This is a genomic window from Halogranum amylolyticum, from assembly GCF_900110465.1.
GTDB lineage: Archaea > Halobacteriota > Halobacteria > Halobacteriales > Haloferacaceae > Halogranum > Halogranum amylolyticum.
The window spans coordinates 408,998-430,751 of the sequence record NZ_FODV01000003.1 but is presented as its reverse complement, the minus strand read 5'-3'; the positions used below and the strand labels follow the sequence as shown (position 1 = coordinate 430,751).

25 protein-coding genes are annotated in these 21,754 nt (G+C 66.3%); 12 read left to right on the top strand and 13 right to left on the bottom strand.

The genetic code is table 11. The features are described 5' to 3' along the window. Nucleotides 1-38: 38 nt before the first annotated feature. Together BSG17_RS08215 and BSG17_RS08210 are read left to right on the top strand one after the other, a co-directional pair. Complete coding sequence (locus BSG17_RS08215) at nucleotides 39-614, top strand: IMP cyclohydrolase (protein WP_089822849.1); 576 nt, start codon at nucleotides 39-41, stop codon at nucleotides 612-614. A 58-nt stretch (nucleotides 615-672) separates the two neighbouring features. Next, nucleotides 673-1,332 carry a metallophosphoesterase family protein gene (locus BSG17_RS08210; protein WP_089822846.1) on the top strand — a complete coding sequence of 220 codons (660 nt, stop codon included), beginning with the start codon at nucleotides 673-675 and terminating at the stop codon, nucleotides 1,330-1,332. Between the two features lie 24 nt (nucleotides 1,333-1,356). Here BSG17_RS08210 and BSG17_RS08205 read toward each other — a convergent pair whose 3' ends face one another. Continuing rightward, entirely contained in the window at nucleotides 1,357-2,535 is a 1,179-nt protein-coding gene (locus BSG17_RS08205) for an aspartate kinase (RefSeq protein ID WP_089822844.1), read from the bottom strand. Nucleotides 2,536-2,719: 184 nt separating this feature from the next. Between BSG17_RS08205 and BSG17_RS08200 the strand changes: the two genes are divergently transcribed. Beyond that, entirely contained in the window at nucleotides 2,720-3,145 is a 426-nt protein-coding gene (locus BSG17_RS08200; RefSeq protein ID WP_089822842.1) for a hypothetical protein, read from the top strand. Nucleotides 3,146-3,419: 274 nt separating this feature from the next. Here BSG17_RS08200 and BSG17_RS25935 read toward each other — a convergent pair whose 3' ends face one another. From BSG17_RS25935 to BSG17_RS08185, 3 genes are all read right to left on the bottom strand, one after another. After that, entirely contained in the window at nucleotides 3,420-3,692 is a 273-nt protein-coding gene (locus tag BSG17_RS25935; RefSeq protein WP_139246571.1) for a cupredoxin domain-containing protein, read from the bottom strand. A 987-nt stretch (nucleotides 3,693-4,679) separates the two neighbouring features. Then, the gene (locus BSG17_RS08190) at nucleotides 4,680-5,813 is read right to left on the bottom strand and encodes an oxidoreductase (protein ID WP_089822838.1); all 1,134 of its coding nucleotides are present in this window, start codon (nucleotides 5,811-5,813) and stop codon (nucleotides 4,680-4,682) included. A 275-nt stretch (nucleotides 5,814-6,088) separates the two neighbouring features. Further along, nucleotides 6,089-6,709: a transcription antitermination protein gene (locus BSG17_RS08185; RefSeq protein WP_089822837.1), complete on the bottom strand. Its 621-nt coding sequence runs from the start codon at nucleotides 6,707-6,709 to the stop codon at nucleotides 6,089-6,091. A gap of 145 nt (nucleotides 6,710-6,854) precedes the next feature. On the opposite strand from BSG17_RS08185, the gene BSG17_RS08180 reads away from it, so the two are divergent. After that, nucleotides 6,855-8,351: a stage II sporulation protein M gene (locus BSG17_RS08180; protein ID WP_089822835.1), complete on the top strand. Its 1,497-nt coding sequence runs from the start codon at nucleotides 6,855-6,857 to the stop codon at nucleotides 8,349-8,351. Between the two features lie 39 nt (nucleotides 8,352-8,390). On the opposite strand, the gene BSG17_RS08175 is transcribed toward BSG17_RS08180, so the two are convergent. Next, complete coding sequence (locus BSG17_RS08175) at nucleotides 8,391-9,245, bottom strand: sulfurtransferase (protein ID WP_089822833.1); 855 nt, start codon at nucleotides 9,243-9,245, stop codon at nucleotides 8,391-8,393. Nucleotides 9,246-9,505: 260 nt separating this feature from the next. Between BSG17_RS08175 and BSG17_RS08170 the strand changes: the two genes are divergently transcribed. Further along, on the top strand, nucleotides 9,506-10,369 hold the full coding sequence (locus BSG17_RS08170; protein ID WP_089822831.1) for a sulfurtransferase: 864 nt from the start codon (nucleotides 9,506-9,508) through the stop codon (nucleotides 10,367-10,369). A 31-nt stretch (nucleotides 10,370-10,400) separates the two neighbouring features. Here BSG17_RS08170 and BSG17_RS08165 read toward each other — a convergent pair whose 3' ends face one another. Further along, nucleotides 10,401-11,414, bottom strand: coding sequence for an AI-2E family transporter (locus tag BSG17_RS08165; protein WP_089822829.1), 1,014 nt, complete (start codon nucleotides 11,412-11,414; stop codon nucleotides 10,401-10,403). 135 nt (nucleotides 11,415-11,549) lie between these two features. Here BSG17_RS08165 and BSG17_RS08160 point away from each other — a divergent pair, with 135 nt between their 5' ends. The 5 genes from BSG17_RS08160 to BSG17_RS26910 all read left to right on the top strand — a co-directional run bounded on the left by BSG17_RS08160 (nucleotide 11,550) and on the right by BSG17_RS26910 (nucleotide 16,331). Continuing rightward, the gene (locus BSG17_RS08160; protein ID WP_089822828.1) at nucleotides 11,550-12,680 is read left to right on the top strand and encodes a thiamine ABC transporter substrate-binding protein; all 1,131 of its coding nucleotides are present in this window, start codon (nucleotides 11,550-11,552) and stop codon (nucleotides 12,678-12,680) included. Nucleotides 12,681-12,684: 4 nt separating this feature from the next. Next, a complete protein-coding gene (locus BSG17_RS08155) occupies nucleotides 12,685-14,439 on the top strand; it encodes an ABC transporter permease (RefSeq protein WP_170864754.1) in 1,755 nt (584 codons plus the stop codon). Nucleotides 14,440-14,505: 66 nt separating this feature from the next. Then, the gene (locus BSG17_RS08150) at nucleotides 14,506-15,561 is read left to right on the top strand and encodes an ABC transporter ATP-binding protein (RefSeq protein WP_244531499.1); all 1,056 of its coding nucleotides are present in this window, start codon (nucleotides 14,506-14,508) and stop codon (nucleotides 15,559-15,561) included. Nucleotides 15,562-15,645: 84 nt separating this feature from the next. Beyond that, nucleotides 15,646-16,176, top strand: a complete 531-nt coding sequence (locus BSG17_RS08145; RefSeq protein WP_170864753.1) for a DoxX family membrane protein — start codon at nucleotides 15,646-15,648, stop codon at nucleotides 16,174-16,176. Continuing rightward, nucleotides 16,173-16,331, top strand: a complete 159-nt coding sequence (locus BSG17_RS26910) for a hypothetical protein (protein WP_170864752.1) — start codon at nucleotides 16,173-16,175, stop codon at nucleotides 16,329-16,331. Before BSG17_RS08145 ends, BSG17_RS26910 begins: the two co-directional genes overlap by 4 nt. 34 nt (nucleotides 16,332-16,365) lie before the next feature. Here BSG17_RS26910 and BSG17_RS08140 read toward each other — a convergent pair whose 3' ends face one another. Then, the gene (locus tag BSG17_RS08140) at nucleotides 16,366-17,046 is read right to left on the bottom strand and encodes a class I SAM-dependent methyltransferase (RefSeq protein ID WP_089822824.1); all 681 of its coding nucleotides are present in this window, start codon (nucleotides 17,044-17,046) and stop codon (nucleotides 16,366-16,368) included. 103 nt (nucleotides 17,047-17,149) lie between these two features. Here BSG17_RS08140 and BSG17_RS08135 point away from each other — a divergent pair, with 103 nt between their 5' ends. Together BSG17_RS08135 and BSG17_RS08130 are read left to right on the top strand one after the other, a co-directional pair. Next, complete coding sequence (locus BSG17_RS08135; protein WP_089822822.1) at nucleotides 17,150-17,599, top strand: DUF2391 family protein; 450 nt, start codon at nucleotides 17,150-17,152, stop codon at nucleotides 17,597-17,599. Between the two features lie 153 nt (nucleotides 17,600-17,752). Then, complete coding sequence (locus tag BSG17_RS08130) at nucleotides 17,753-18,331, top strand: DUF7090 family protein (protein WP_089822820.1); 579 nt, start codon at nucleotides 17,753-17,755, stop codon at nucleotides 18,329-18,331. A gap of 50 nt (nucleotides 18,332-18,381) precedes the next feature. Here BSG17_RS08130 and BSG17_RS08125 read toward each other — a convergent pair whose 3' ends face one another. The 6 genes from BSG17_RS08125 to BSG17_RS08110 all read right to left on the bottom strand — a co-directional run bounded on the left by BSG17_RS08125 (nucleotide 18,382) and on the right by BSG17_RS08110 (nucleotide 21,426). Further along, complete coding sequence (locus tag BSG17_RS08125; RefSeq protein ID WP_089822818.1) at nucleotides 18,382-19,167, bottom strand: DUF7089 family protein; 786 nt, start codon at nucleotides 19,165-19,167, stop codon at nucleotides 18,382-18,384. Between the two features lie 4 nt (nucleotides 19,168-19,171). Beyond that, a complete protein-coding gene (locus tag BSG17_RS28925) occupies nucleotides 19,172-19,261 on the bottom strand; it encodes a hypothetical protein (RefSeq protein ID WP_449271715.1) in 90 nt (29 codons plus the stop codon). A 34-nt stretch (nucleotides 19,262-19,295) separates the two neighbouring features. Continuing rightward, nucleotides 19,296-19,439, bottom strand: coding sequence for a hypothetical protein (locus BSG17_RS26905; RefSeq protein ID WP_170864751.1), 144 nt, complete (start codon nucleotides 19,437-19,439; stop codon nucleotides 19,296-19,298). Nucleotides 19,440-19,579: 140 nt separating this feature from the next. Then, nucleotides 19,580-20,395, bottom strand: coding sequence for an OapC/ArvC family zinc-ribbon domain-containing protein (locus BSG17_RS08120; RefSeq protein WP_089822816.1), 816 nt, complete (start codon nucleotides 20,393-20,395; stop codon nucleotides 19,580-19,582). Between the two features lie 3 nt (nucleotides 20,396-20,398). Further along, nucleotides 20,399-20,779 (bottom strand): DUF2073 domain-containing protein, encoded by a 381-nt coding sequence (locus tag BSG17_RS08115; protein WP_089823056.1) that lies wholly within the window; start codon nucleotides 20,777-20,779, stop codon nucleotides 20,399-20,401. 5 nt (nucleotides 20,780-20,784) lie between these two features. Beyond that, nucleotides 20,785-21,426, bottom strand: coding sequence for an Era-like GTP-binding protein (locus BSG17_RS08110; RefSeq protein WP_089822814.1), 642 nt, complete (start codon nucleotides 21,424-21,426; stop codon nucleotides 20,785-20,787). Between the last annotated feature and the right edge of the window lie 328 nt (nucleotides 21,427-21,754).

Sequence of the window (21,754 nt, the reverse complement as noted above, 5' to 3'; positions counted from 1 at the left end):
CCGCCACTCTTTTCGCTCGGAGTTGTGCAGTGTCGTGTATGTACGTCGGACGGTTCATCGTCATCGGTCCCGAGGTCGGCGCGTACCGCGTCTCCTCGCGTTCGTTCCCCAACCGCCAGATCGTCGACCGCGACGGGACGCTCACCGTCGCCCCGACGGCGGACGCACCGGAGACGGACAACCCCTACATCTCCTACAACTGCATTCGGGAGGTCGACGGCACGGCCGTCGTCGGCAACGGGTCGCAGGTCGACCCCGTCACGGAGAAACTCGGCCTCGGATACCCCGCTCGCGACGCCCTCGCCGAGAGTCTGCTAGCGCTCGACTACGAGAAAGACGACTACGACACGCCCCGCATCGCGGGCGTCGTCGGGACCAACGAGGCGTACGTCGGCATCGTCCGTAAGGACGCCGTACTGGTGAAGGCGGTCGAGGAACCCACGCTCGTCGCCACCTACGAGGAGGACGCACCGCGTGCGTTCGGGTTCGACGCCGAGACGGCGAGTGAGGCGGCACGGGAGGCCTACGACCAGGCGTTCGAACACGCAGTCTGCGCCGCCGGCGTTCGGGTGACCGACGCGGGCGTCGAGACGGCGATCGAGAACGGCGAGTAGTCGTTCGGGCGCCCCCTCGCCCCCAGTCCCTAACACGCTCGACCGAGTACGACCAGCTATGCGACTGGGCGTACTCTCCGACATCCACGCGAACCGCGTCGCTCTCGAAGCGGTCTTCGCGGATATGCCGGCCGTCGACGGCCTCGTCTGCGCCGGCGACGTCGTCGGCTACAACCCCTGGCCAGCCGAGTGCGTCGCCGCGGTGCGTGACCGCGAGATACCGACCGTACAGGGCAACCACGACCGGGCCGCTTCGACGGGGTCGGCGTTCGGCTTCAACGGGATGGCCCGTGCCGGCGTCGACTACGCTCGCGAGCAGCTGGACGAGGAGGCGGTCGAGTGGCTCGGGTCGCTGCCGACGGAGCGGACGCTCGCCGACGGCCGGGTGAAAGTGGTCCACGGCCACCCCGACGACCCAGACCACTACACCCGCCCCAGCGAGTTCGACCCGGAACTCCTCGGTGACGAGGACGTGCTCGTCATGGGTCACACCCACGTCCAGCACCACGAACGCTACGACGAAGGGGTCGTGATGAACCCCGGGAGCGTGGGTCAGCCGCGCGACGGCGACAAGCGCGCAGCCTACGCGCTGCTCGACCTCGAAGAGATGACGGTCGAAGAACGCCGCGTCAACTACTCCGTTCGGGCGGTCATCGACGCGGTTCGGGAGGCCGGACTCCCCGAGCGGATCGGGACGCGGTTGTTGGACGGGAGGTGAAAACCGTGGTCGGTTCCGAGTGGCTCAGAACTTGTCCTGGACGATCTTGAGCGTCTCCTCGCGGTCGTCCCAGGCGACGAAGATGGCGACGGAGGTGGCGCTCGTGATGACGTCGTGGAGGTTGATGCCCGCCTCGGCCAGCGGCGTGACGATGTCCTGGAGCACGCCGGGTCGGTTCGGCAGTTCGCCGCCGGTGACGCGGACGACGGCGATCTCGTCGTCGACGGTGACAGAGGAGAGCAGGTCATCCTTGACGACCTCGCCGTGGAGGACGTTCTCGGCCTTCTCGGCGCAATCGATGTCGACGTAGAAGGTGATCGAGTCCATACCGCTGGCGACCGCCTCGACGTTGATGTCGGCCTCGCGGAGCGCCTTCGAGAGATCCGCGAGGATGCCCGGTCGGTTACGGATCGCTCGACCGGCCACGGTGAGACAGGCGAGTTTGTTCTCCTGCATGTCGATGAGGTTGGTGAACTTCCCCTCGATTCGGGTGCCACCGGTCAGGAGATCGCCGTGCTGGTAGTGGACGACCCGGACATCGAGCGTGTCGTCCTTGTAGGAGAGCGCCGAGGGGGCGACCACCTCCGCGCCGCGGAACGAGAGGTTCCGGAGTTCGTCGACGGTGATGCGCCCGACGTTACGGGCACCCTCGACGACGTGGGGGTCGCCGGTCATGACGCCCTCGACGTCGGTGACGATGACGACCTCGTCGGCGTCCATATACTTCCCGAGCATCACGGCGGTCGTGTCCGACCCGCCGCGGCCGAGCGTCGTCACCTCGCCGTCGAGGTTCTGTGCGAGGAACCCTGTGATCACTGGGACGACGCCGTCGAGTTTCTCCCCCAACTTCGCCGCGCGCTTGGAGGTCTCCTCGACGTCGACCTCGCCGAGGTCGTTCGTGATGACGGGCCACTGTTCGCTGCCGGGTTCGAGAAAGAGCGCGTCGACGCCGCGGGCGGCCAGTGCGGCCTTGAGCATCCGGACGCTCGTCCGTTCGCCCATGCTGACGATCTCGGCACGGTCGGCGTCCGACGTCTCGAACTTGATCTCGTCGAGCAGGTCGTCGGTCGTACTCCCCATCGCGGAGGCGACGACGGCGATCTCGTGGCCGTGTTCGACGGCGGCGGCGATGGAGTCAGCCGCCCGATTGATACGGTCGCCGCTTCCGAGGGAGGTCCCCCCGAACTTGGCGACTACGCGCATACGACACCCTCCGAGACGGTCGACACTGCGAACTGGTGCTCAAACATGCGACAGCGTAGCGTGGGCAACCGCATAACTGTGTCCACTTACCCAACGGTTGCCGATTGTACATGTCGTGACACGGACGGAGCGAGACGTCGCCACTCTCCCGGGGTTTTACGCCCGCTCGGCGACCATACGAGGTATGAACGTTCGGGACGCAGTCGAAGACGACGCCGACGCGCTCGCCGCGTTGGCCGATCTCCCGCCCGACGCGATGCGCACGGTGATCCACGACCGGACCGTCCGCGTCGGCGAACTGCCGTCGGCGGAAGACGGCGACGAAGGCGGAGCCGAGAGCGAGGCCCCCGAGCCGCGCGGGTTCGTGAGCTTCGACGTTCGAGACAACGTCGTCCACGTCACGCAGTTCGGCGGCCCCCGCGACGCCTGCGAGCGACTGCTCGAAGAGCCGGTCCGGTTCGCCGAGAACGAGGGGATGGACGTCGAGGTCGTCGTCACCGCGAACGACGAGTCGATGCGCGCTGCAGTGGAAGCGGTGGGGTTCGAGAAGAAGGGGAGCGGACCGATGTTCGAGGGACAGCGGACGGTCCGCTACCGACTGACGCCCTGAGCGACAGTGCGTCGGCCCGCGTATTCGGCCGTCGTCCTCCTCACAGCGATTAGCGGAAGTCTTCGTACGCTTCGACGTCACAGCTGCCTCACCTGCCGAAATCTGCGTGTGGAAGAGCGGGCGCGTATCGATCGCTACCCTCTCTCAACTAGTAGAATGAATCGGGAGAGATACCAACGGATGCAACACGCGGGTCAGCTACCTCCCACAGCCTTGTCTCGAACGACGGGGAACTAGACTCGTGGTTCCGGAATGATCCGGTTCCCCTGCCAACTCAGTCCTCGGTCACGACGACTCGACTGCGTTCGGCCATGTACGGATGCCCGTACCCGCAGTAGACCGTACACACGAACCCGAACGAGCCGGGTGTGTTCACCACGAATCCGAGTTCGCTGGGTACCGTTGAGTGATGCCAGAGGTACACCGGTGGAGCGAGCGATCCGCCATACTCGCTCCCCCATCCAGACCCTGGCATCATCTCCGGGCCGTATCCCGGCATCATCTCCGGGCCGTATCCCGGCATCGTCCCCGGGGTGCGTCCTGGCATCATCCCCGGGGTGCGTCCTGGCATCATCCCCGGGCCATACTGACCGCCGGAACCCTGGCTGGGGCCTTGGCTACCCCACGGACCGTACGTTCCGCCGTGGGGCCCGTGGTGACCGCCCCATGGACCGACCGGGGCACCACTTCCAGGGCCGTGTCCCGGACCACCGGGTCGACTCCACATGAACTCGTCGTTGACAAGGACGAGACTGTGGTCCGGATATGTGGCCTCGGCTGCGTCGTGCAGGCTTTCGAGAGTGGCTCCCTGGGGAAGAGGGATGGCCTGTCTGTTCCGCTGCGCACGTTCCTCAGAGGAAGGGATATTTCTGCGTACTGCAGCCGGGAGTTTGTCGATTGCGGCATCGGCTTCGACGTTGAAAAGAGTGAGCCGCAATTCGTCACCTGGCGAAAGCGTTAGTTGGTCAAGTTCCGAGCCACTCTCGTCCAAAGCGAAGTACCCCCAGTGATACGACCCGACGAAGGCCCGAACCGGTTCTGTTTGCTGGACACTGACCTCTGATTGAGCGTTCAGTTGTTGTGTAGAATCATCTGGAGATTGTTGAGTGAGTTGGTTCACACCCGAACATCCAGCAAGTGCCGTTGCGCCAGCGAGCGCAATCACTTCACGCCGAGTAATTGGGTTAGACTGTTCCTCCATAGTACGAGAAGAGGTGGTGTAGACTAATGATGGTATTCCTACATTCCGTCGGGGTTGTAGTTCTACTGTCGCCCACTCTCGGGCTTATTCGCGTGGTTCGATAGTGTCGGTTCTGTTACCACACTGTTGCTCGATATCCGCTCTCTGTGCGTCACCGCTTCTGGCAGATTCCTCTTCTCGAATAGAGTTCGCAATCATCGGTTCACGGATAGTCAACTCTCTGACCATCGCCTACTCGTTATCCTGAACTCACACTCTCTATTCAGCACGCCGCTTCCGACAACTCTCGGAGAGTAGATGAACCGACCGTCTGAATATTTTCGCTAACCCCTGTCAGTCGTCCAGCGACGGGACGTCGGCGTCGGGAACCTCGTGGTCGCCGATGGTCGCCGTCGGCAGCAGGATCTCCTCGAAGTCAAACGGGTCGGGGTCGTCGCCCGCCGCGACCCGCTGGGGCCAGTCGGGGTTCGAGAGCGCGCTCGTGCCGAGCGTGAGGAGGTCGGCCCCGGCGTCAAGCATCCGGCGGGCTGCCGCCGGGTCGCCGAGGCCGCCGTTGGCGACGACCGCCGTGTCGGCGTCGCTGTACTCGACGGCGAGGTCGGCCAGCGTCGGTCCGTCGTCGCCGAAGGCGGGGGCAGTGGCGTCCGACCCCGTCACGTGGACGTAGTCCGCGCCAGCCGCCGAGAGCGCCGAGAAGATAACTTCGGCGTCGTCCTCCGCGCCGGGCCACCGGTACGTCTCGTCGTTGACCTTCTCCTGGGAGACGCGGACGCCGACAACGAACTTCTCGGGGAGTTGCTCGCGGACGGCTTCGAGCACCTCCGAGGGGAAGCGTACGCGGCTCTCGACGTCGCCGCCGTACTCGTCCTCGCGCCGGTTGGCGTCGGCGGCGAGGAACTCGTTGAGGAGATAGCCGTTGGCGGCGTGGAGTTCGACGCCGTCGAAGCCGGCGGTACGGGCGTTCTCGGCCGCGGCGACGAACGAGTCCCTGACGTCCGCCAGGTCGGCGGCCGTCAACTCCCTCGGAACCGGGAACGCCCCCTCGCCACCGTACAGTTCGGACTGTTCGCCCTCCGGCTTGACAGCGGAGGGGCCGACCGTGTCGTCGGCGTGGGGGTTGCCCTGCGAGATAGCACCGGCGTGCATCAGCTGCGCGAAGATGGGTGCGTCCGCCTCGTGGACGGCGTCGGTGACCTGGCCCCACGCCTCGACCTGCTCGTCGCTGACGAGCCCCGGCTGGTTCAGATAGCCCTGACTGTACTCGAAGTCGGTGTAGACGCCCTCGGAGACGAGAAAGGAGAACCCGCCGCGGGCGAACTTGGCGTAGTAGCGGGCCATCTGCTCCGTGGCGCGGCCGTCGTCGGTGGCGCTCGTCCGCGTCATCGGTGCGAGCCCGACCCGGTTGTCGAGCGACACGTCGTCGAACTCGAACGACTCGAAGAGCACGTCGTCGGATGCCTCTGACATCGTCGTCGGTTGGGGCAGCGCAGGTAAATACCGAACCCGGAGATGCACGGTCCGTACACAGGATGTGTGGTAGCGTCCGACAGTCAGTGAGCGAGACAGGCGGCAACGAGCGTCGTTGTTGTGTCAGCAAGCAGCTCAGCGGTTCGGTCGTTCAGCAGTGAGCTAGTTGTACTGCGAGGCGAGCGGAGCGAGCCTCGCGGCTTTTTTGCTCGAGCTTTTTTGCGGGGGCATCGGCCGCTTCCGGCGGCCTCAACCCCCGCAAGAAAAGGTCGCGGTTAGCAGACGTTCTTCGGCTCGACGCCCATCGACTCGAGCGTCTCGACGTAGTCGTCGTAGGCGGCTTCGACGACGGCGTCGGCGGCCGTCTTCGCCTCGTTCCAGTGTTCGTCGGTCTTACAGGCGTCGTCGAGGGCGGCGGCGACGGCGTCGAGGTGGTCGTCGTAGTCGTCGCGGATGCCGCGGAACGTGTCGGCCGAACTCGGGTCGGCGTCGCCGATGAAGAAGCCGACGTACTGCTCTGCAGTCTTCTTGGTGACGAGCGTCCGGGCCGCGAGCGCGCCGAGTCGCGCCGGGAAGTCGGTGAACCCCTCCAGCGTCTCGTACATCGCGCGGGTCGTGTCGGGGTTGCCGTCCTCGGAGCCGACGGCGTCGACGTGCGCCCGTTCGTCCTCGGCGACCTGACGGAAGACGGGTGCGGCGTCCGGGTCGTCCTCGCTGTCGGTCCACTCCTCGAACAGACGGGCGGCCGTCACCGCCTCGTCGTGGGCGGCGGCGCGGACGCTCGGCGCGTTCATCTCGCCACCGGTGAGCGCGTACAGCGACTTCGAGGAACCGAGCCGCGAGAGTGCCGTCTCGTGGTCGTCACGGAGCTGCCCGACCAATGTGTGTCCGTCCATATCTCGGCGTACTCCCGCCGGCCGTTTGTAAGCATCGACAGGGGCACGGCCGGCCGCCGTCGGCGACGTGAAGAGCGAAGGAAAACGAGCGACGACGGGGACGCGTCGGGGGAAGAGCTACCTTCGTCCCCCGAGAGGAGCCACTGTGTCTCTCGCATCCGCCCTCCGCTCGGGAGTCCGGATTCCGCTTCGATGCCCGTGGACGGTCCTCCCGTTCTACCTGCTCGCGACCGGAACGCTCGTCGTCGCCCGGGTCCCGCTCCTGGCGGGGCTGGCGCTCGTACTCACGCTGCTGCGCACGCAGGGGCGCATCGAACCAGTCGTCCGCGCGTTCGACGGGTTCGACCCGAACCAGGTCGACCCGAGCGACCCGACGACGCTCCCGTCGGGCCTGACGGAGGCGCTCGACGGACTGGTGACGCCGACGGTCGTGGCCGTCCTCGGCGTCGCCCTCTTCGCGACGCTCGTGGTCGGCCTCGTCGTGCAGGCGGTCGCGTCGGCCGGGACGTTCTCGGCCGTCTACGCGGCGCTCGACGGGCGCGACCCGCTGACCGATGGGATCCGCGGACTCGTCGGTCACTGGCAGACGTTCGTCGGCCTCTCGCTGCTGCGAGTCGGCCTGCTCGCGGTCGCGATCGGTCTCGTCGCCGCCGGCGTCGCCGTCGGCGTCACGCTGGGCGGACCGCTCGGCGTCGTCGCCGGCGTCCTCGTCGGACTCGCCGGCCTCGTCACCGCCGTCGGCGTCTCGCTCGCGCTCTCCTTCGTCGGCCCGGCGGTCGTCGTCGACGAGGTCGGCGTCGCCGGGAGCGTCCGCGGAAGTCTCGGCTTCATCCGCCGGAACCCCGTCGAGTTCCTGTTGTTCGTGGTGGTCACAGTAGGCGTCTCGCTCGCCGTGGGAGCGGCGGCCGGCGTGGCGAACCTCCTCGGGGTCCCGCGTCTCGTCGGCGTCGTGACGCCGCTCGTCGTCGCCCCCGTCCTCGGCGGGTTCCAGACCGCTCTCTACGCCGACGTCGAACTCCCGTCGCGAGAGATCGGGTCGCCGTACCGACGTCGGTTCGGCGGCGGCCTCGCTCGCGGGTGGCGAGCGCTCCGGCGGTTCGTCGGCGGTCACCCGCTCGCGGTCGTCGGTGCGGCCGCGTTGCTCACCGTCGGAATCGTCGCAGGGTGGGCGTTCACCGCCCCGTTCGGGGTGACGCTCCAGCCGCCCGAGGACGTCGCCGGCGTGTTCGGCACGTTCGCCGTCGGCCCGTTCGTCAACATCGCGGCCAACAACTGGCTCGTCGCGACGGGCGGCAGCTACGGCGGCCTCGCACTCGGCGTGCCGACGGCCTCGGAACTGTTGTTCAACGGCGCACTGATCGGCGCGCTGGCCGGCGTCTTCGACCGCGTCGGCTTTCTCGCGCTGGTCGCCCCCCACGGCGTCGTCGAGCTGCCGGCGCTCGCCGTCTCGGGCGGGCTCGGCCTCCACCTCGGACGCGTCGGACTCGACGGGCTGCGCGGCCGACTGAGCGCCCAGGAAGTGGGCGAGGAGCTCGGCGGTGCGTTCGAGGTGTTGGTCGGGTTGGCGCTGGTGTTCGTCGTCGCCGCGTTCGTCGAGGCGTTCCTGACGCCGCAGATCGCGGCGCTGGTGCTCGGTGGGTGAACGACGGTCGAAAACGGAACTCTCGGCGGTTCGGCGTGCTCAGTTCCCCTTCTCGATGGGCGCGCCAACGAGGTTGCCCCACTCGGTCCACGAGCCGTCGTAGTTGGTGACGTTGTCGTAGCCGAGCAGTTCGTGAAGCGCGAACCACGCGATCGAGGAGCGCTCGCCGATGCGGCAGTAGGCGATGACGTCCTGGTCGTCGTCGACGCCCTCGGACGCGTACAGTTCGCGGAGTTCGTCGGCGGACTTGAACGTGCCGTCGTCGTTGACCGTCGCCGCCCACGAGATGTTGCGTGCGCCGGGGACGTGACCGCCGCGCTGGGCCGTCTCCTGCAGACCCGGAGGTGCGAGGATCTCGCCGGAGAACTCCTCGGGCGAGCGGACGTCGACGAGCGGCAGACCCTTGCCGATGGCCTTCTCGACGTCGTCGCGGTAGGCGCGGATGGACTCGAACGGCCCGCGGGCGTCGTAGTCCGTCTCGGAGAACTCCGGTACCTCCTCGGTGAGCGGATAGTCGTTGTCGAGCCAGTAGTCGCGACCGCCGTTCATCAGACGGACGTCCTCGTGGCCGTAGTACTTGAACTGCCAGTAGGTGTAGGCGGCGAACCAGTTGGAGTTGTCGCCGTAGAGGACGACCGTGTCGTCCTCGCTGATGCCGTGGGAGCCGAGCAGCTCCTCGAAGTCCTCCTGCGTCAGGATGTCACGGGTCGTCTGGTCCTGCAGTTGGGTCTCCCAGTTGAAGCCGACCGCGCCGGGGGCGTGACCCTCGTCGTAGGCCTCGGTGTCGACGTCGACCTCCACCAGCCGATAGCTAGAATCGTCGCTCTGGAACTCCTCGAGATGGTCCTCCACCCAGTCCGCGGAGACGAGAACGTCTTTTGCGTAATCAGACATTGCACCCCAGTGTACGCCACAAACTCGTATAATACCACTAGCCAGGGCATAGTTCGCCTCTCCTGCCGAGTCGCGGAGATATTTGCCACATTCCGCCCGAACCGACGGTCCAGGGCTTGCTCACTCCGTTCACGAACCCTGACAGTGCACGAAGGGTCGGAGACCGCCCGAACTACCAGAACATTCTGCCGCTACCTCGGTTCGCCGACCGGTGGTGTCGAAGCCCGGAAGGATAAGAGCGTTCGCGGGAAACGCCAGGTATGTACGAGAACCTCGTCGTGTCGGCCGACTGGTTGGCGGACCACCTCGACGACGTCCGCGTCGTCGACGTCCGCGACAGCTGGGAGTTCGACGGTATCGGCCACGTTCCGGGTGCGGTGAACGTCCCGTTCGACTCGTTCCGCAGCGACGTCGGCGACGAGGGGATGCTCCCCGGCGCCGACGTCTGGACCGACCTGATGAACGAAGCCGGCATCGACGCCGACGACACGCTCGTCGCCTACGACGACACCCACGGCGTCTTCGCCGCGCGCTTCCTCGTCACGGCCGAACTGTACGGCCACCGCGATCTCCACCTCCTCGACGGCGACTTCAGCGCCTGGAGTCGCGAACACGAGGTCGAACGCGAAGCGGTCGACCACCCCGAGGGCGACTACGAGGTCCGCGACCCCGAGTCGTCGCCGCTCGTCGACTACGAGTACGTCCTCGACGCCGTCGAGCGTGTGTCTGCCGCGAGCGGCGAAGGTGAAGGAGACGACGGGAGAGACGGAAGGAACGAGCGCGACGGCCCGGAGACGGTCGTCGTCGACACCCGCGAGGCGTGGGAGTACGAGGAGGGACACCTCCCCGGGGCCGTCCAACTGGACTGGCTGGAACTCGTCGACGACGAGAGCCGCGGGCTGAAGCCCAGAGCGGAGTTGGAGTCGCTGCTCGCCGAGCGCGGCATCACGCCCGACAAGGAGGTCGTCCTCTACTGTAACACCGCCCGACGAATCAGCCACACCTACGTCGTCCTCCGGCAGTTGGGCTACGAACACGTCGCCTTCTACGAGGGGAGTCTCACCGAGTGGGACGAGCGTGGTGGTCCCGTCGAGGGCGAACTCACCGGCGAGAGCGAGACGTGAGTGAGACGGAGACCAGAGAGAACACGGGACTCTACTCGGTCGTCTCGAGCGACTCGGTCGACTCGCCGTTCAGTTCGGCGGCGAGCAGGTTTGCAAGTTCGACGACGAGTCCGACGGCGAGCGGTCCCGCGATGAATCCGATGGGACCGAGGCTCAGTACGCCGCCGACGAAGCCGACGAAGTAGAGACTCCCGGGGAGGTCGGCCGTCTCCCTCGCGAGTCGCGGACGGATGAGAATATCCGGCAGCCACGCGACGAGAAAGCCGCCGACGAAGAAGACGAGCGCCGCCTGAACGAGCTGCCCGGAGACGACGTGCCACCCCGCGAGGGCGGCGAGTACGAGGCTCGGACCGACGATGGGGACGAACTGCAGGAGCGCGGAGACGGCGGCGAGCGTCAACGGATAGTCGTAGCCGAAGAGGGAGAACACCGGTAGCGCGATGAGGAACGTCCCCACCGCCACCGCCGCCTGCAGCACGTAGATGGCGAACAGCGTCTCGCGCGTCCGGCGGTTGAGCGCCTCGGCGACGTCGCGGTACTCCGACGGGACGAGCGCGAACGTCGCCCGACGAGCGTCCTGCTGGTGGAAGAGCAGCGAGAAGACGAGCAGTCCGAACAGCGTGAACTTGATCAGTAAGACGGGGGCGGCGGTCGCAGACGCCGTCGCCAACGTCCGCGCGAAGCGGACGAGCACCGTCGACAGTTCCTCCAGCGTGAGAGTGTACGTCAACCCCGCGACCTCGACGAGTATCTCGTCGGGGATCGACTCCAGCACGACGAGCAGGTCGTCCAGTCGGAGCAGGAGGACGGCGACGAACGGCGCGGCGAACGCGAGCGTCCCGAAGAACGCCGCGAGCGTCGTGACGAGACTCGCCACCTGGGCGGACAGTCCGCGAGCGGTGAGCCATCGACGGACGGGAAACAGCAGGTACGCCACCGTGATCGAGAAGAACACCGTCGCGAGCACGTCGGCGAGCAGTGCCGCCGCGACGACCGTCACGAAGACGAACAGTCCGCCGAGCACTTCCTGACGAGAGAGATTCACACGGCCACCTGGGCGTGACGGGGGCAAAACGGTTGTCCCGCCACCGACGGCGACGCCGTCGACCGCCGACCGGGGAAGACGACGTCCCGTGAGCGACCACGCCGCCTAAGTATCACCTGGTACAATCACTCGGTAATGAATCGACGAACGTTCCTCCGGTCGGCCGGCGTCGGCGCGACCGCACTCGTAGCAGGGTGTACGACAGAGCAGGTCGACGGAGGGGACGGTGGGGGGAACGACTCCGGAACGACGGCCGACGGGACGGGGACGACGACCGGGTCGACCGACGCCGACGGGGAGACGCTGACGGTGGCGACCTACAGTTCGTTCGTCGACGCACCGAGTTCGAGCCCCGGCCCGTGGCTGAAAGAGCAGTTCGACGCCGAGTTCGACGCGACGCTGGAGTGGCAGACACCCGAGAACGGACTCAACTACTTCATCGAGCGACAGCTACAGGGCATCGAACCGGGTGCGGACGTCTACGTCGGTCTCGACACGAACATGCTCATCCGTCTCGACGAGAAGTTGACCGACCCGCTGTTCGCGTCCGTCGGGTCGGGCGCGCTCTCCCGGCGCGGCGAGGTCAAGGAGTCGCTGGAGTTCGACCCGCAGGGGCGGGCGGTGCCGTACGACACCGGATACATCTCGCTCGTGTACGACGAGAACGCAGTGACCGCACCCGAGACGTTCGACGGCCTCTTGAAACCGGAGTTCGAGGGCGACCTCCTCACCCAGAACCCGACGTCGAGCGCGACGGGGCGGGCGTTCCTCCTCCACACCGTCGCGGCGAAGGGCGAGGACGGCTACCTCGACTACTGGCGGCGACTCCAGGACAACGGCGTACGCGTCCTCGGAACGTGGGAGGACTCCTACGCCGCCTACTCGAACGGCGAGGCACCGATGGTCGTCTCCTACTCGACCGACCAGGTGTTCGCCAACGCGGAGGGTGAAGACATGAGCGAACACCAGATCCGGTTCCTGAACGACCAGGGGTACGCCAACCCCGAGGGGATGGCCCGCTTCGAGACGTCGGAGAACGTCGACCTCGCCAACCGGTTCATGGACTTCGTCCTCCGCCCCGAGGTACAGGCGGAGATCGCCGTCCGTAACGTGCAGTTCCCGGCGACGACGACTGCCGAGTTACCCGAGGAGTTCGCCAAGTACGCCCACGAACCGCCGGAACCCGTCACCTTCACCTACGAGGAACTGAAGGGGAACCTCAGTGAGTGGACCGACGCGTGGGCCAAACAGTTCGCGAGCAAGTAGACGTGTGGGCGGATCCAGCGACCGGCCGTCGAGCCTGAGGACTCGGCTCCGGGACGCACTCGAACGGCGGACGCTCGCTCTCGTCGCAGGAGCGACGGCACTCGTCCTCGCGGTACTCTTCTACTACCCGGTCGCGACGGTGTTCGTCGAGGCGGTCACCGTCGACGGGTCGCTGTCGACGGAGCCGCTGTCCGGCGTGCTCACCGATCGGTTCTACCTCGTCGACATCTTCTGGTTCACGGCGATGCAGGCCGCCCTGTCGACGGTCGCCAGCGTCGCGCTCGGCCTCCCCGGCGCGTGGATCCTCGCGCGCTTCGAGTTCCGCGGTCGCCGGACGCTGCGCTCGTTGACCATCCTCCCGTTCGTCCTCCCCTCCATCATGGTCGCCATCGGCTTCGTCGCCATGTTCGGCCAGAACGGGACGCTCAACCGGACGCTCTCGCTCGTCGGTCTCGGACCCGTGAATCTGCTCTACACGCTGGAGGCGATCGTCGTCGCCCACGCGTTCTACAACGCGCCGCTCGTGACGCGCATCACGACCGCCGCGTGGGAGAGCGTCGACGCTCGCACCGTCGAGACCGCTCGAAGCCTCGGGGCGGGGCCGTACCGAGCGTTCGTCGACGTGGTGCTACCGCAGCTGTTACCCGCAGTGCTCGTCGGCGCGACGCTCACCTTCGTCTTCACGTTCGCCTCCTTCCCCATCGTCCTCGCACTCGGCGGGTTCCAGTTGGCGACGGTCGAGGTCTGGGTGTACAAACTCGTCGGCGAGTTGGAGTACGCCGAGGCCGCCGCGCTCGCCGTCGTCGAGACGGCGGTCTCGCTGGGGCTGACGTACGCCTACCTGCGATACGAGGGAAGTCGACAGACGGCCGGACAGGGGGCGCATCCACAGCCGCGACGGTCACTGTTTCTGGCGTTCTCGTCGCTCGGCGCGGACCGTTCGTCGCTCGGAGCCGTGCTGACCCGTCTCGGCATCCTCGGTTACGCCGTCGTCGTCGCCGTCGTCTTCGTCGGCCCGATCGCGAGCATGGTGCTGTCGAGCGTGACCGGCCCGACCGGAGAGCTCACGCTCCGACACTACGAGTTCCTCCTGCAGCGGCAGGCGACGGGGGCGAGCTACCAGGTGAAGCCGCTGCCGGCCATCGAGAACTCCCTTATTTACGCGCTCGGGACGCTCGTCGTCGCCCTGCCGATGGGGGTCGTGGTGGCCGCGTTGACGACGCGGCAGTTCCGCGGACGGAAGATCGTCGACGCGCTGGCGATGGCTCCGCTGGCGGTGAGCGGCATCGTCGTCGGTCTCGGGATGTTGCGAGGGCTGGTCTTCGGCGTCCGAATCGGTGACACGCGGATCCAGGTGATCGGCGGCGTCGCCGTCGTCGCCGCCCACGCCGTCGCCGCCTACCCGTTCGTCACCCGGAACGTCGCGCCGCTGCTTGGCGGGTTGGACTCGCGGCTGGTCGAGTCGGCCAGAAGCCTCGGCGCGAGTCGGTTTCGAGCACTGCTGGACGTCGAACTGCCGCTGGTGTGGGCGGGCGTCGTCGCCGGCGCGGCGTTCGCCTTCGCCATCAGCATCGGCGAGTTCGATGCGACAGTTATCTTGGCCTCCGGGTCGGGCAGTTACACGATGCCCGTCGCCGTCGAACGCTTCCTCGGTCGCCGTCTCGGCCCAGCGACGGCGATGGGGTGCGTGCTGCTCGTCGTGACGAGTCTGAGTTTCGTCGTGATAGAGCGATATGGTGGGAGGTGGAGCGGCCCGTGACTCGCTGCGAGACGCTATGTCGAGCGGACAGGAACTGCCGCGGAACTGGCAGATGGGGTGGTGGCGGTGTCTGAGATCCACCTGGACGACGTCTCGAAACGGTACGGCGAGACGACCGCGCTGGCCGACGTCGACGTCGACGTCGAAGACGGCGAGTTCTTCACGCTCGTCGGCCCCTCCGGCTGTGGGAAGACGACCACGCTCCGACTGGTGGCGGGGTTCGAGTCGCCGACGGAGGGACGAGTCCGCTTCGACGACGAAGACGTGTCGGGGGTTCCACCCGAAGCGAGGGGGGTCGGCGTCGTGTTTCAGAACTACGCGCTGTTCCCGCACATGAGCGTCGCCGAGAACGTCGGCTACGGACTCCGGTTCGTCGACCCGCCGGACGGCGAGTCGAGGCGCGAACGCGTCGAACGCCTGCTCGACCTCGTCGACCTCGGCGGGATGGGCGACAGAGCGCCGACCCAACTGTCGGGCGGCCAGCAGCAACGGGTGGCGCTAGCCCGCGCGCTCGCACCTGGTCCGCGACTCCTCTTGCTCGACGAACCGATGAGCGCGCTCGACGCGCAGTTGCGCGAACGCCTCCGGATGCAGATCAAAGAGATCCAGTCGGAACTGGGGGTCACGACGCTCTACGTCACCCACGACCAGGAGGAGGCACTCGCCGTCTCCGACCGCGTCGCCGTCATGCGCGGCGGACGAATCGAGCAGGTCGGCACGCCGCGCGACGTCTACCACCGACCGGAGACGCGTTTCGTCGCCGAGTTCGTGGGCGACAACAACCTGTTCGAAGGAACAGTGACCGAGTTATCAGTTTCTCCAGACGAAACAGAGGGGTTGACCGTCGACGTCGGCGGGACCGAGTTCCGGCTGGCGGACGAGAAGGAGGAGGCGATCGACGTCGGCGACGCGGTGACGTTCTGTGTCCGACCGGAACGACTGACCGTCGGTGACGGCGACAACCGGTTCACCGCGGTCGTCGAGAGTACGGAGTTCCTCGGGGAGACGACCCGCGTCCATCTCGACTGGGAGGGACGAGCGGTGACGCTCCGAACGCCGGAGGCGCTGTCGGGCAGCGTCGAGCTCGGATTCGACGACGGCGACGCCCGTCGCATCGGATAAATCTTCGGCCGGTTCCCGACGGTGGACAACCGCTTTGCGTTTAGAAGTGGCGGGAGGCCGAACGTTCGACTGGAGGAAACACAGATGACGACACGCCAGTTGGACACCGAGCTGTTCGGGCGGGACGTCGAGTTCGAGTACTCGGAGCGGTGGTTCGGGTACGCGCTGCTCGGCCTTCGGGTCGTGATGGGGTGGACGTTCTTCTACGCCGGCATCACCAAGGTGCTGGACCCCGAGTGGAGCGCGAGCGGGTTCCTGTTGAATGCGATCCCGGCGGGGAACCCCTTCGCCGGCTTCTGGCCGATGCTCGCCAACGAGTACGTCGGCGTCATCGACCCGCTGAACGCGTGGGGGCTGACGCTGGTCGGCCTCGCGCTGCTGCTCGGGGCGTTCGTCCGCTGGGCGGCGTTCTGGGGCGCGGTGATGATGCTGTTCTACTGGGCGGCCAGCCTGCCGCTGGAGAACGGTCTCGTCATCGACGACCACCTCGTGTACGCGCTGCTGCTGTTCGGACTCGGGGCGTTCGGAGCGGGACGGCTACTCGGTCTCGACGCCGTCATCGAGGAGACCGAGTTCGTCCGGCAGACGCCGGCGCTCCGGCTGTTCCTCGGGTGACCGGAGGACCGGCCTCCGTCGCCCGAGACCGGACCGGAGCGACGGTCGTGAGAGAGGGCAGTGTGACGACGTCAGTGCCTTCCAGACGACAGTCGCTCGCGACCGGCGTCGGCGTCGCCGCCGTCGTCGTGGCGACCGCACTTCGCGCCCGGTGAGGCGACGGAGCAGGACGCTACCACGTATGGCGTCCTACGGGACGACGCCGACCGTCAACAGCGTACCGTAGGTCCGGTAGCGTTCGACCATGTCTTCACGGCTCTCCCAGTCGTCGGTCGGGAACTCCGAGGCGGGCGGGATGTCGACGTCGAGGTCGGGGACGTTGTCCTGTTCGGCGACGTGAAACCCGGCCTCCCGGAACGCCGTTCGGTACTCTTCGGCCGACCAGCGGGTCATCTCGACTTCGATGTTCTCCTGCCACTCGTGGGAGTGGACGTTCTCCTCGTAGTAGTTGACCGCACAGAAGAACGTCCCGCCGGGACGGAGGACGCGCGCGATCTCCTCGAGGGTGTGTTCGGGGTCTGCGGCGTAGTAGAACGCCTCCATCGACCAGACGTGATCGACGCTGTCGTCGGCGAAAGGGAGGTCGTCGAAGTCGCCGACGAGGAAGCCGACGTCGTCGGTGTCGGTGTAGTTTCGCGCGTTACGTACCATCTCGGGCGACCCGTCGAGCCCGTAGCCGCGACTCGCACCCTTCGTGTCGTGGAGCGCGCGCAGCGCGTAGCCGCTCCCCGTACCGAGATCGAGGACGACGTCGCCCTCCTCGACCGGCATCCGGGCCAGTGCATGCTTCGCGGTGTGCCAGTGGCGATCCTCCATCCCCCTGTCGCGGCCGTCGGCCGCCCAGGAGTCGAACTCGTCGCGGACGCTCATACCGGAGCGTCGGTCGCGTCCGATAAAACGGGTTCGGAGCGGACGGACGCGACGACCACGTCGCTGCCGAACGGTTTTTGACGACTGCCCCCACACTGCATCTATGGTTCGCGTCGGGAGACAGCGCCGGTTCCAACTCGCAGACACCGCCCAACAGATCGTCGGGGGGTTCTTACTCGCGGGTCCGTTCGTCGTCACCGACGAGGTCTGGGGCCTCGCCGTCGGGATGGAGTGGTATCAGGCCGTCCTGACGGTCGCGATCGTGTTCGCCGTCGGGTACGGCGCGCTCTACAAGGCCGACGACGACCGCGACCCGGATCGCGAGGCCGAGGTCGGGGGAGTGCCGGTACGGTTCATCTCGCTCATCCTCGTCTCGTACCTCTCGGTGCTCATCCTCGCGCTGTCGTTCGACGCGCCGGCGACGCTGATCCCGAACCACATGGACCCGGCGGAGATCACACTGCAGATGCAGGTGTTCGTTACGCTGAAGGCGATAAGCATCGGGTCAGTGTTCAGCGTCATCGGGGCCGCCACGGCGGACACCGTGTTCTGAGTCGCCAGCTCGGTATCACGTCCGTTCGTGTTGCGACTTCGTCGTCGCCGGTGGCGAGAGTTAGTTCCCAAGGTGTCAGTCCGCTCCCGAGATGTCAGTCCGCCCCGAGGTGTCAGCCCGCATCGTTAAGTCGGTTCGGGTGATGGTTCGGATATGGAATACAGCCTCGCCATCGAGAACGCTCCGGAGACCATCCCCGGCGGGACGAGTCTCCTCCTCTTGCATCCGAGCATCGGCGAGACCGACCGCATCGACACCGACTTCTTCAAGACCGACACCGACGCCTTCTTCGTCATCTCGACGCGGACGACGGCGCGCGAGGTCGAACAGAAACTGGAGTACTACGACGTCGACGAGTCACGGGCTGTCATCCTCGACACGCTCTCGGTCGAGCGCGGCTACTCGCGACGGGGGTCGCCGAACGTCCACTACGTCTCTTCGCCCGACGACTTCGACGGTATCGTCTCACAGACGCGCGATTTCCTGCAGAGCTACGAGGGTAAACGCCGCGTCAGCGTCGACTCGGTCACCGAGATGGCTTACTACGCCGACGTCGATCGAGCGTACGACGCGACGAGACAACTCATCGATCTGCTGAAGGAGAACGGCGCGGTCGGACTGTTCCACCTCTCGAACGAGGTCCACGACGAGGAGACGGTCGACCGCTTCCGCGAACTGTTCGACGGCGTGATCACACTCGATCAGGACGGCGGCGTCAGCTACGAGGAGTAGTCGGTCACCGAGCGGACGACTCCGTTTCACCGCGCCGCCACACGCTCACGTCAGTCGTCGACCAGCTGTGCGAACGTCTTCTCCGCCCACTGAACCGCGTAGTCCGGGCCGTACTCGACGTACGCAGCCGTGTCCAGCGCCGCGAACGGCGCGGGGAGTTCGAGGTCGTGTTTGATCGCCGAGCAGGCGAACTCCGTCGCCTCCGGGAACGACGTCTCCCCGTGCGCGACGGCGGTCGGCAGGTCGGCGAGTCGACCCTCGAGTCGCTCGCCCGCGTCGACCCACGCCTCGTGGAGTCGCGGCGAGTCGTCGGCCCACTCGCGGAACACCTCGCGCGTCTGGAGGCCGACCCACGCCTCGTAGAGTGCGGCGGCGACCTGGTAGACGTCGCTCGGGCCGAGCGGAACCGCCCGGTCGAGTTCGCGGTAGTGCTCGCCGAAGAACGGGAGGAACTGTTCGGGGACGTCGAGACCGATCTGGACGAACGCCTCCGCGAAGAGGAAATCGAGGAACTCCTCCGGAGTCCCCTCGGCGCGCTTCTTGGCGACGACCGTCGGCGGAACGGTCTGACGCGTCCAGACGACGGTGCCGTCGCCCGGCATCCCGATGGTGAAGTCACTGCCCGCATAGCGGACGAGGAGTGCCGGAGCGTCGTCCGGAAGCCACTCGCTGGGGTACGTCGCCGGGTCCAACGACTCGACGAGCAGTCCGAGATCCTCCGCCGCCGCCGGCGGGATGGTCTCGAAGTCCGCGCTGGCGTCCAAGACCAGACAGTCCGGTGCGTGCGCCGCTCGAACCGCAGCCACGTCGTCGGGGAGTGACCGCTCGGTGAACATCCGCTCAGGCGAACGCGATACCGAACAGGATCACGAGAGCGAGCACACCCGACACACCGACGGTTCCGAGGACGATCTTCGTCGCTTGACTCATGGTGCCACGGTGTATCCCATCCCGCTTAAAGGCTTCAGTCCGTGCCGGCGACGGCGAGCGCGTCGCTTCCCGTGGAACGACCGACTGCCGGAACCGCGGTCTCGTCGGAGACAGCGAGGCGGATTACCGACGGCGACGCGGGTCGACGATGACCGTGGGAGTAGGCGACGGCCGGCATCGTAGATAGTCCGAGAATAGGGACTGTACTGATTCTCCAGCCGAAAGGGAGGGGTTCGGACGGGAGACGCCGCTGCGTCGGGCGAGCAGAGGCGACGGTGACGGTGTCGAAAGAGAGAGCGTCGGCCAAAGAGTCACCGGTCAGTCTTCGTCCTCGGAACCGCGCCACGTGTCGGGAACTTCGATGACGTACCGACCGTCTTCGCGGAGCGAGATGATGTACTCCTCGCGGTCGTACAGCTCCATCAGGTTGAGTTCGTACTGTCCGGGCTGGAGAATTTTGATGCTCTCGAACTGGTCGTTCAGTTCGTCACGGAGGTCCGAGAGATCCGGGCGGTCCTCCGACTCCGGTTCGATGACGGTGCCGTCGGCGTCGGCAGGCTGTTCGCCTACTGGCCGGTTCTCCGCAGCCGACAGCTCCTCCGGCGTGACGACGTCGCTCCGAGCGCTCGCCTGCGCTCGGTCCTCCGCGCTGTCGACCTCTCGGTCGGGAGACGGAGACTCCGGGGTCGTCGACTCCGAAGCCGAGGCGTCGCCGGGTTCGTCGGTGGCTGTGGTTCCATCCGACTCACCGTCGTCGGTCGGTTCGATGGTGACGTCGGTACTCGCGGTCGTCGCTTCGGGAGCGTCGTCAGTTCCGTCGGCTTTGCCGGTCTCGTCGGGTTCGTTGGTCTCGTCGGTGGTTCGGTTTCCGACCCACTCGCGGACCGACGCACCGGCCTTCGCCGCCGTCCCGGTGACGCCGCTTCGATCCGATCTGTCGGTGTTCGGTCGGCCGCTGCTGGTCGACTGGTCCCGATCGGGCGTCGAGTCCGATCCGGTGCCGTCGCTCTCGGCGTCCGTCGCTCCCGACGGTCGGAACTGGAACTTGTTGCCGCCGCAGTCGGGACAGCCGGAGAGCATCTCCTTCGACCCGTCGGCGAACGTCTTCCCGCAGTTCGTACACTGGTGCGGCATTCGCTATCTCCGGGAGACGAGCGCGCTGATGAGGTTCTCGTCCTTGTGGAGCGTCTCGATCTGGTTGGCTGGGCCGATGACGGTCAGCTTCTTCGTCTCCTCTTTGCCCATCAGCCGACCGAGGAAGCTCTTGTCTCCCGTCTGGGACTTGGGGTAGGTCTCGATCTCGATGCCGTTGAACTCGTCGGGGCTGATCTCGTTCATCGTCACCTCGATGAGTTTCGACTCCTCGTCGGGAGAGAGACCTTCCTCGAGGATGACGATGTTTCCGTCGCGGACGGTGTCGAGGATGAGTCGGATCTTCTCCATGCTGCGGAGTCCGTCCATCCGCTCGCCGCTGATGAGGTCGATCTGGACACCGTCGGTGTTGGTCGCTTCAGGCATCTCGGTCACCCGAAGTACTCCGCGATCTTGTCGTAGACCTCGTCCATGTTGTCACCTTCGAGCGCCGAGAGCGGGATCGTCTCGTGCTGCGGGAAGGCGTTGGAGATGCGCTGGATGTTCGAGTCTTCGAGGTCGACCTTGTTCGCGAGGATCAACACTGGGAGCTCCTGACTCTCGATGATGCCGATGAGCATGGTGTTGACCTGGGTGAACGGGTCCGTCGACGAGTCGAGGACGTAGATGACCCCGTCGACGTCCTCGCGCAACCAGTGCATCGCCTCCGCGACGCCTTCCGTGGCCTCGCGAGAGCGCCGGATGGCGTCGTCTTTCTCCATGTCGTGCTCGAGAAACTCGTTGTAGTCGACCTTGGTCGTCACACCCGGCGTGTCGACCACGTCGATGGTGACCGTCCGGCCGTTGCGTTCGATGGTGACGTTCTCCTTCCGTCGAGCACGGCGTGTTTCGTGTGGAATATGACTCTCCGGGCCGACGGCGTCACCGGTCCAGTCGCGAGCGATACGATTAGCGAGGGTCGTCTTTCCGGCGTTCGGCGGCCCGTAGATACCGATCCGCTTCGGTTCGCTGGCCGAGAACAGCCGTTCTGTAACCCGTGAGATACTGTCTCTGAGTTCTGTTAGCAGTCCCATCCATTGCCTCCCGCTCCTCCCGAACGACCGTCCGGGGAAGGGCGTATGCCGGTATAGCGTCACCGCGCTTACTTAAGTACTGCGTCAGACAACGTTCAGCCATCAGATAGTTGTAACGAACACAACAAAACAGAGGAACCGGTAGACGTCGAACCCCTCCGTTTCGACTCGACGAATCTCCGTGATGTACTGTCTCGTAGTTGACGGTTCGAGTTCCGTCCAGCTGCCGATAGTCGGACGGTCCCCTCCTAACTCCCGAAACACGTTCGACCCGAACCGACGACGAGGTAGGAGACGACCTCGGTGACTCACCTCTCCCTTCACCCCC